Source organism: Flavobacterium potami (genome assembly GCF_020026915.1).
GTDB lineage: Bacteria > Bacteroidota > Bacteroidia > Flavobacteriales > Flavobacteriaceae > Flavobacterium > Flavobacterium potami.
Genome location: NZ_JAINUY010000024.1, coordinates 1 through 315 on the forward strand (window position 1 = coordinate 1; position 315 = coordinate 315).

Annotated in this window: 1 tRNA gene and 1 rRNA gene; both read left to right on the forward strand. The window is 42.9% G+C overall.

Annotation, left to right across the window (positions count from 1 at the left end):
• Positions 1 to 80: ribosomal RNA gene (locus K6T82_RS24115) — 16S ribosomal RNA — on the forward strand; the annotation flags it as partial.
• A 123-nt stretch (positions 81 to 203) separates the two neighbouring features.
• Positions 204 to 277: transfer RNA gene (locus K6T82_RS24120), tRNA-Ile, on the forward strand.
• Positions 278 to 315 lie beyond the last annotated feature (38 nt).

Consider the following 315-nt stretch of genomic DNA (forward strand, 5'->3'; position numbering starts at 1 on the left):
TGCCTAGGGTAAAACTGGTAACTAGGGCTAAGTCGTAACAAGGTAGCCGTACCGGAAGGTGCGGCTGGAACACCTCCTTTCTAGAGCCCTGTATGTTAGCAGTAATGCACGTCGGGGGAAATGATGCCATCTAAAGGGACTGAATATCAAGATTCAATTACTCTTGCTGTCGATTTAAAAAATGATAAAATTAAGTAAAACAGAGTCTCGTAGCTCAGCTGGTTAGAGTACTACACTGATAATGTAGGGGTCGGCAGTTCGAGTCTGCCCGGGACTACTATTTGACTTGATTTGAAAAAAAGGAAATTTTAGAAG